General features: G+C 70.0%; 8 protein-coding genes and 1 pseudogene. 5 read left to right on the top strand and 4 right to left on the bottom strand.

Going from position 1 to position 7650, the window contains the following annotated elements; translation table 11 throughout:
* Positions 1–75 precede the first annotated feature (75 nt).
* From narH to narI, 3 genes are read left to right on the top strand one after another with little or no spacing between them, the layout of a single operon-like run.
* Positions 76–1713: a nitrate reductase subunit beta gene (gene narH / locus ACNPM4_RS05050; RefSeq protein ID WP_448984906.1), complete on the top strand. Its 1638-nt coding sequence runs from the start codon at positions 76–78 to the stop codon at positions 1711–1713.
* Positions 1710–2417, top strand: a complete 708-nt coding sequence (narJ, locus tag ACNPM4_RS05045) for a nitrate reductase molybdenum cofactor assembly chaperone (protein ID WP_448984905.1) — start codon at positions 1710–1712, stop codon at positions 2415–2417. The genes narH and narJ overlap by 4 nt, the downstream gene beginning before the upstream one ends.
* On the top strand, positions 2414–3169 hold the full coding sequence (gene narI / locus ACNPM4_RS05040) for a respiratory nitrate reductase subunit gamma (RefSeq protein WP_262001541.1): 756 nt from the start codon (positions 2414–2416) through the stop codon (positions 3167–3169). The genes narJ and narI overlap by 4 nt, the downstream gene beginning before the upstream one ends.
* A gap of 81 nt (positions 3170–3250) precedes the next feature.
* On the opposite strand, the gene ACNPM4_RS05035 is transcribed toward narI, so the two are convergent.
* From ACNPM4_RS05035 to ACNPM4_RS05020, 4 genes are read right to left on the bottom strand one after another with little or no spacing between them, the layout of a single operon-like run.
* Entirely contained in the window at positions 3251–3994 is a 744-nt protein-coding gene (locus ACNPM4_RS05035; RefSeq protein ID WP_448984904.1) for a sulfate/molybdate ABC transporter ATP-binding protein, read from the bottom strand.
* Positions 3991–4824 (bottom strand): ABC transporter permease, encoded by an 834-nt coding sequence (locus ACNPM4_RS05030; RefSeq protein WP_448984903.1) that lies wholly within the window; start codon positions 4822–4824, stop codon positions 3991–3993. Before ACNPM4_RS05030 ends, ACNPM4_RS05035 begins: the two co-directional genes overlap by 4 nt.
* Before the next feature lie 25 nt (positions 4825–4849).
* Positions 4850–5617, bottom strand: a complete 768-nt coding sequence (modA, locus tag ACNPM4_RS05025) for a molybdate ABC transporter substrate-binding protein (protein ID WP_448984902.1) — start codon at positions 5615–5617, stop codon at positions 4850–4852.
* Positions 5614–6003: a TOBE domain-containing protein gene (locus ACNPM4_RS05020; RefSeq protein WP_262001539.1), complete on the bottom strand. Its 390-nt coding sequence runs from the start codon at positions 6001–6003 to the stop codon at positions 5614–5616. The genes modA and ACNPM4_RS05020 overlap by 4 nt, the downstream gene beginning before the upstream one ends.
* Before the next feature lie 155 nt (positions 6004–6158).
* On the opposite strand from ACNPM4_RS05020, the gene ACNPM4_RS05015 reads away from it, so the two are divergent.
* Complete coding sequence (locus ACNPM4_RS05015; protein ID WP_448984901.1) at positions 6159–7268, top strand: ThiF family adenylyltransferase; 1110 nt, start codon at positions 6159–6161, stop codon at positions 7266–7268.
* Positions 7265–7650 (top strand): annotated as a pseudogene (locus tag ACNPM4_RS05010) (gephyrin-like molybdotransferase Glp); the annotation flags it as partial. The gene ACNPM4_RS05015 and the pseudogene ACNPM4_RS05010, both read left to right, overlap by 4 nt.

Raw genomic sequence — 7650 nt, 5'->3', positions numbered from 1 at the left:
CTATCTCGGCCCGACCGGGAACCAACGCGACGAGGTCACCACGATCCGTCGCCGCGACCAGGAGGTGCGGTACCGATGAAGGTCATGGCGCAGATGTCGATGGTGATGAACCTCGACAAGTGCATCGGATGTCACACCTGCTCGGTCACGTGCAAGCAGGCGTGGACGAACCGCACCGGCATGGAGTACGTCTGGTTCAACAACGTCGAGACACGGCCCGGTGTCGGGTACCCGCGTGGGTATCAAGACCAGGAGAAGTGGGGCGGCGGCTGGGTGCGCGACAAGCGCGGTCGGCTGCGGCTGCGGAGCGGCGGACGGTTGGCGAAGCTCATGCGCATCTTCTCCAACCCGAAGCTGCCGGGCCTCGACGACTACTACGAGCCCTGGACGTACGACTACGACATGCTCGTCAACGCTCCGAGCGGCGAGCACACCCCGGTGGCTCGACCGAAGAGCCTGATCACCGGCAAGGACATGAAGATCTCGTGGTCGGCCAACTGGGACGACGACCTGGGCGGTTCGATCGAGACCATGCAGGAGGACCCGATCCTGCAGAAGATGAGCGAGCAGGTCGAGGCCGAGTTCCAGAAGGCCTTCATGTTCTACCTGCCGCGTATCTGTGAGCACTGCCTCAATCCCTCATGCGTGGCATCGTGCCCCTCGGGTGCGATGTACAAGCGGGAAGAGGACGGCATCGTCCTCGTGGACCAGGATGCGTGCCGCGGTTGGCGCATGTGCGTGTCGGGCTGCCCCTACAAGAAGGTCTACTTCAATCACAAGACCGGCAAGGCCGAGAAGTGCACCATGTGCTACCCGCGGATCGAGGTGGGGCTGCCCACCGTGTGCTCGGAGACCTGCGTCGGCCGACTGCGGTATCTCGGACTGGTGCTCTACGACGTCGATCGGGTCGCCGAGGCCGCGGCGGTGGAAGACGAGCACGAGCTCCTCGAGGCGCAGCGTTCGGTGATCCTCGACCCGAACGACCCCGCGGTGATCGAGGCGGCACGTCGTGACGGGATCCCCGAGGACTGGATCGATGCCGCCCAGCGGAGCCCGATCCACCGGCTGATCCAGAAGTACAAGGTCGCGCTTCCCCTGCACCCCGAGTATCGGACGATGCCGATGGTCTGGTACATCCCGCCGCTGTCGCCCGTCGTCGACGTGATCACCGGATCGGGCAGCGACGGGGAGGATGCGCGGACGCTCTTCGCCGCGATCGACAAGCTCCGGATCCCGATCGGCTACCTCGCCGAGATGTTCACCGCGGGCGACCCGAAACCGGTGGATGCATCGCTGCGCAAGCTCGCGGCGATGCGGTCCTACATGCGCGGGGTCAGTCTCGATGACGAGCGCGACGAGCGCATCGCGACGGCGGTCGGCATGACCGGCAACGAGATCGAGGAGATGTACCGGCTGCTCGCGATCGCGAAGTACGAGGAACGGTACGTGATCCCGGCAGCGCACGCGGAACGGGCGCATGAGCTGGAGGAGATGGCCTGTTCGCTCGACTACGACGACGGGCCCGGCATGGGTGGTGCCGGCCCCTTCGGAGCGAACAGCGGCTACCCGACGCCGGTCGCGGTCGAGAACTTCCACGTGCTGGCCGACCGGCAGACCGCCGACAGGCCGTCGACACCGAATCGCCTGAACCTGTTGAACTGGGACGGCAACGGCAGGCCGGGCGGCCTGTTCCCGCCGGAGGCGGACTCGTGAGCAGCGTGCTCCCGATCCGGGACCGGACGGAGCGGGTCACACCGCTGCGTCCGCTTCCCGAAACGTTGGCTCCCACGACGCTCACCCCCGGTCAGCGCCGGACGGTGCATATGCTCGCGTCGCTGCTTCTGGAGTACCCGGACGCCGTGTGGTTCGACCGCATCCCCGTGCTGCGCGAGCACATCTCCGCGTTGCCCCGGCCCGTGGCCGAGCCGATGACGCGGTTCCTCGATGGGGCGGAGCGTGACGGGGCATCCGGGCTGCAGCGCGAATACGTGACGACGTTCGACCTGAAACGGAAGTGCTCGCTGTACCTGAGTTACTACGCCACCGGTGACACTCGGCGTCGTGGCACCGCACTCGTCACGTTCCTCGAGGCGTACCGTGCAGCCGGCTGGGAGTTCGACGCGGCCGACCTGCCCGACTACCTGCCGGCTGTGCTGGAGTTCTCCGCGCTGTCGGGGTCTCCCATCGCCGACGCGCTCCTGGCCGCGCACCGGGAGGGCGTCGAAGTGCTGCGGGCTGCGCTGGAGAGCATGGGCAGCCGCTGGGCGGATCCCGTGCGCGCTGTGACGCTGTCGCTGCCGAAAGTCGACCAGGCCACGAGAGAGCGAGTGCTCGCACTGGTGAACGAGGGACCGCCCGCCGAGACGGTCGGTCTGAGTCTGCCGATGCCCGCATTCCGAGCGAGGGAGTCGAGATGAGCGTGCAGATCATCCTGTGGGTCGCGCTGCCGTACGTGTGCGCGGCGATCTTCGTCGTCGGCCACATCTGGCGGTACCGCTACGACAAGTTCGGGTGGACGACCCGCTCCTCTCAGACGTACGAGAACAGGCTGCTGCGCTGGGGATCCCCGATGTTCCACCTCGGCATCCTCATGGTGATCGCCGGACACGTCGTCGGGCTCCTCATCCCACGGGAGTGGTTGTACGCGATCGGTATCAACGAGGAGATGTATCACATCGGGGCGACCGTGCTCGGAACGGCCGCGGCGGTGCTCACCCTGGCGGGGCTCGCCATCCTCATCTACCGACGCCGCACGGTCGCGGCGGTGTTCCTCGCGACCACCGTCATGGACAAGGTGATGTACGTGTTCCTCGGCGCGACGCTGCTGTTCGGTACGGCGGCCACCGTCGTCTACCAGGTGTTCGGGGAGGGGTTCCACTACCGCGAGACGGTCTCGCCCTGGTTGCGTCAGCTGATCATCCTCCAGCCGCGACCCGACCTGATGCTCGATGTGCCGCTGCTCTTCCAGCTGCACGTCATCACGGCGACACTCCTGTTCGGCCTGTGGCCGTTCACCCGCCTGGTGCACGTGTTCTCCGCACCGGTCGGTTACCTGTTCCGCCCGTACATCGTCTACCGCTCGCGCGACGAGCAGCGTGGATCGCGGGCGCCGAAGCGAGGGTGGGATCCCATCTCCACTCCGGATCCGGAGCGGCTGCGTCGCCCCTGACCGGCACCCCTGACCGGCACCCCTGACCGGCACCCCTGACCGGCGCCCGTGACCGTGCAGACCCGGGATCGGGAGGCCGCGTCAGTGTGCCGAATCGGCGACGGCCGCGGCGAAAGGAGTGGCCGGGGAGGCGAGCACCTCGGCGACGGCGGCATCCTGGACGATGCGTCCGGCTTGCACGATCACGAGCCGCTCCGCGAGAGCCTGAGCGTCGAGGATGCCGTGCGAGACGAGGATCGTCGTGGTGGCTCCGCGGTGTTCGCGCACGACCTCGCGCAGCTGTGCCGCTGCCTCGACATCGAGTGAGGTGAACGGCTCATCGAGCAGCAGCAGTCGCGGCGAGGCGGCGAGGGCTCGCGCGAGGGCGATGCGCTGGCGCTGCCCGCCGGAGAGTTCGTCCGGCCGCCGATCGCCATACCCGGCGAGGCCGATGCGGCCCAGCCACTCGGTCGCTCGTCGGGTGGATTCCTCACGGGTGCGTCCGGCGACCCGGGCCGCGAAGGCGATGTTCTCCCCGGCGGTCATGTGCGGGAACAGCAGGGCGTCCTGCCCGAGCAAGCCGATCGCACGGCGTGACGGCGGTGTGTGCTGCCGCTCTCCGGAGAGGCGGAGCCCATCGAGGTCGACGTGCCCTTCGTCGAGTCGCACGAGCCCGGCGACCGCCTCCAGGAGGGAGGTCTTGCCGGCGCCGCTCGGGCCCATGACCGCGACGAATTCGCCCGCGGCGACGCGGAGTGCGGCGTCGAGCCCGGCATGCCGCACGACGACGTGAGCGTCGAGGGCGCCGGCATCGAGCGAGTCGTCGAGGGCGCCTGCGCCCGTCATCGGAGGGCCCCCGGCCGCCATGCCCGCACGAGCAGCAGCACGGCGACGGCCGTCCCCAGCAGCAGGATCGACAGGGCCACGGCCGTCTCGCGTCCGGCACCTGCGCCGTTGAAGGCGGTGTAGATCGCGAGCGGCATCGTCTGCGTCACTCCGGGGGCGTTGCCGGCGAACAGGGCCGTGGCCCCGAATTCGCCGATGGCGCGGGCGAAGCACAGGATCACTCCGACCACGATGCCGGGCGCGGCGAGCGGCAGCGTCACCCGCCACAGCACCGTGCCCGGCGAGGCCCCGAGCGTGGCAGCCGTGCGCTCGTACCGGCTCCCCGTGCTGCGAATCGTCCCCTCGACCGCGAGCACCAGGAACGGCAGCGCCACGAACGCCTGCGCGAGCACCACGGCCGCCGGCGTGAACGGGATGCCCGTGCCGAACCACGCGGCGATGACACCCCCGAGTGCACTGGAGCGGCCGAGGAGGAACAGCAGTGCGACCCCGCCCACCATCGGCGGGAGCACGAGCGGCACCGCGACGAGAGCCCGCAACAGGGCGGAGGTCCGCGGTCCCGAGCGGGCGATGAGCAGCGCGAGCGGCAGGCCGAGCACGACGCACAGCGCGGTCGCGGCGAGCCCGGTGGTGAGTGAGAGGCGGAGGGCATCCAGCGCCACCGTGGAGGTGATGTCGGTCCAGAAGGTCGACCAGGACGCGCGCGTGAGCAGGGCGACCAGCGGCAGCGCGAGCAGGAGGATGCCGAGCACGGCGGGCGCGACGAGGAGGAAGGGGGGTGCCGCTCCCGTGTCGACCCGTCGCAACCTCGTCACGCTCTGCCTTGTCATGCTCCGCCTCGCCGGGAGATCCCGATCACGGCGCGCCGAATCCGTGGTCTGCGAGGATCTGGCGGCCGACCGGCCCCCGCACGAACTCGGCGAAGGCCCTGCCGGCATCCGTCGCTCCGTCGAGCGCGACGATCGGGTAGCGGTTCACGACCTCGTCGCTGCCGTCCGGAGCGAAGCTCTCGACGTCTTCTCCCACCACGTCGGTCGCATAGACCAGACCCGCGTCCGCTTCCCCGGCGACGATCTTCTGCAGGACCGCGGACACGTTCTGCTCGAGGCTCGCGGGTGTGACCGAGACGCCGGCGTTGTCGAGGAGCATCTGCGATGCCGCTCCGCAGGGCACCTCCGGCGCACACAGCACGGTGGTCGACCCCGCGAGATCGGCGAGTGAGGTGATGCCGGCGGGGTTTCCTTCGGGCATCGCGATCACGAGGGTGTTCGTCGCGAACGGCTGCGGGTCTTCGGCGAGACCGTCGTCGACGAGAGTCTGCATCGTGCGTTCGTCGGCGGTGGCGAGAACGTCGGCCTGCACCCCTTCGGTGAGCTGCGTCACGAGCACGCTCGACCCGTCGTACACGATCGGTGCGACGTCGACCGCCGGGTGCTCCTCGGTGAACGCCGCCGCGATCTCGTCGAAGACCGGGCTCAAGGAAGCCGCGGCGAAGACGGTCACCTCGCCGGTGAGCTCGCCATCGGCGGCGGGCGAGGGGTCCGCGGATGAGGCGGCAGAGCATCCGCCCAGCAGCAGGATGACGGCCAGCGCTGCTGACCCGGCGAGAAGTCGATTGATCATCGCGGCGTCTCCACGATCACGGTGGTCGCCTTGATCACCGCGACGGCGAGCGACCCCGGCTGCAGATCGAGCTCTCGCACGGCCTCGGCCGAGAGCAGGGACACGAATCGATGCGGACCCGCCTGGATGTCGACCTGTGCCATGACGCCGTCGATCTGCACGCGGGTGACGAGTCCGGTGAAGCGGTTGCGGGCGCTGGAGAGCACATCGCCCGGAGTGGGTGGCGCGGCGGCGAGGGCGACCGCGTGCTGGGCGAGGGCCTCGCCGGGGATGCGGGCGGGACTGTCGGCGGTGACCGGCAGTGCGTCCTGGTCGACCCACCGCCGCACCGTGTCGTCGCTCACGCCGAGCAGCCGTGCGGCTTCGGCGATGCGATAGGTGGTCACAGACCGAGCCTAAAGGCGCGAGTTCCGCAGATCCAGGCCATCTGCCGTGCATATTCCGCATCCGCGGAGATCTGCCGCATCATCGGTCCCTCGGCGGGGGATTTCTCCGGCGCTCGGAGGGCCCGCTGCCACGCGTCCCGGGGTAGCCTGAGCGCATGCCGCTGCCTCCGCTCGTCGAGCCCGTCGCAGCACTCAGCGCCGCGGAAGCACAGCGGACCGCCCGGCACCTCGTCCTCGCCGACCTCGGCGAAATCGGACAGCGACGGTTGCGCGCGGCCCACGTCACCGTCGTCGGCGCGGGCGGGCTCGGATCTCCCGTCGTGCTCGCGCTCGCCGCAGCCGGCGTCGGCACCCTCACGGTCATCGACGACGACGTGGTCGAGCTCTCGAACCTGCAGCGTCAGGTGCTGCACCGCCTGGCCGACGTCGACGCGCCCAAGGTTGACAGCGCGGTGCGCGTCGCGGCGGATCTCGCGCCGGAGACGACCGTTCGTCCCGTGCGCGAACGACTCACCGCGGCCAATGCCGAGGCGCTGTTGTCCGAGGCCGACCTCGTGATCGACGGGTCCGACACGTTCGAGACCCGCACGCTGGTGGCTGCGGCCTGCGAGCGGCTCGGGGTGCCGCTGGTGTGGGGTGTCGTGCAGGAGTTCGCGGCTCAGGTGACGGTGTTCTGGTCGGCTCCGCCCGAGGGAGTGCCGCTGGTCGTGCTGAGCGACCTGTACCCGCCCGAGGGGGTCGGCGAACTGCCGAGCTGCGCGGCGGTGGGAGTGCTCGGGGCACTCTGCCTCCAGGTGGGTTCGGTGCTCGCGATGGAGGCCATCAAGCTCATCGCCGGCATCGGGGAGCCGCTGTTCGGTCGCGTGCTGCTGATCGACGCGCTGCGGGGACGGATGAGTGAGGTTCCGCTGCGCGGGCGCGCGGAGACGGCCGGTGCGGCGACGGCCAGCGAAACGACCTCGGTTCCCGCGCGCCCGGCGGTACCTCACGTCGCCGCGGACGCACTCGACGACGAGGTCGCCGCCGGGGCGTTCCTGCTCGATGTGCGCGAGGCGGATGAGGTCGCCGCGGGGGCGATCCCCGGCTCCCGGCACGCGCCGCTGGCGGAAGTGCTCGGTCGTCCCGAGGCATTTTCCGCAGAGGGCCGGATCGTCGTCGTGTGCCAGCGCGGACTGCGGGCAGCGCGCGCTGCGGCAGCCCTGCGGGACGCCGGGGCCGATGCGGTGGTGCTGACCGGCGGCATGGACGCCTGGAGCGCGCGATGAGCGGCATGCGCACGGTCGAAGAGCAGCTCGCCGTGGTGCTCGCCGCCGTGCGGACTCGTCCGGCGGTCACCCGGACTCTGGACGAGGCGATCGGCTTCACGCTGACGGAGCCTGCTCGCGCGCAGAACCCCGTCCCCGTGTTCGACAACTCCGCGATGGACGGCTTCGCGGTGCATTTCGCCGACGTCGCCACGGCATCCTCGGAGCGTCCGGCCGTGCTGCGCGTCGTGGCGGACGTCCCGGCGGGCAGCGCGGAGGATCCACCTCTCGCTCGGGGCACGGCCGCCCGCATCATGACCGGCGCTCCGGTGCCGGCTGCGGCCGACACAGTCGTGCCTTTCGAAGACACCGTGGGTGGCCTCGCCGCCTCCCTGGGCGAGAT

It is taken from the genome of Microbacterium umsixpiens (genome assembly GCF_053543675.1).
This window is presented reverse-complemented; position numbering and strand designations above follow the sequence as displayed.

Bases quoted from the DNA above. Each gene is read 5' to 3' on its own strand.
- narH (WP_448984906.1), top strand. From the start codon at position 76: ATGAAGGTCATGGCGCAGATGTCGATGGTGATGAACCTCGACAAGTGC.
- narI (WP_262001541.1), top strand. From the start codon at position 2,414: ATGAGCGTGCAGATCATCCTGTGGGTCGCGCTGCCGTACGTGTGCGCG.
- ACNPM4_RS05035 (WP_448984904.1), bottom strand. From the start codon at position 3,994: ATGACGGGCGCAGGCGCCCTCGACGACTCGCTCGATGCCGGCGCCCTC.
- ACNPM4_RS05030 (WP_448984903.1), bottom strand. From the start codon at position 4,824: ATGACAAGGCAGAGCGTGACGAGGTTGCGACGGGTCGACACGGGAGCG.
- modA (WP_448984902.1), bottom strand. From the start codon at position 5,617: ATGATCAATCGACTTCTCGCCGGGTCAGCAGCGCTGGCCGTCATCCTG.
- ACNPM4_RS05015 (WP_448984901.1), top strand. From the start codon at position 6,159: ATGCCGCTGCCTCCGCTCGTCGAGCCCGTCGCAGCACTCAGCGCCGCG.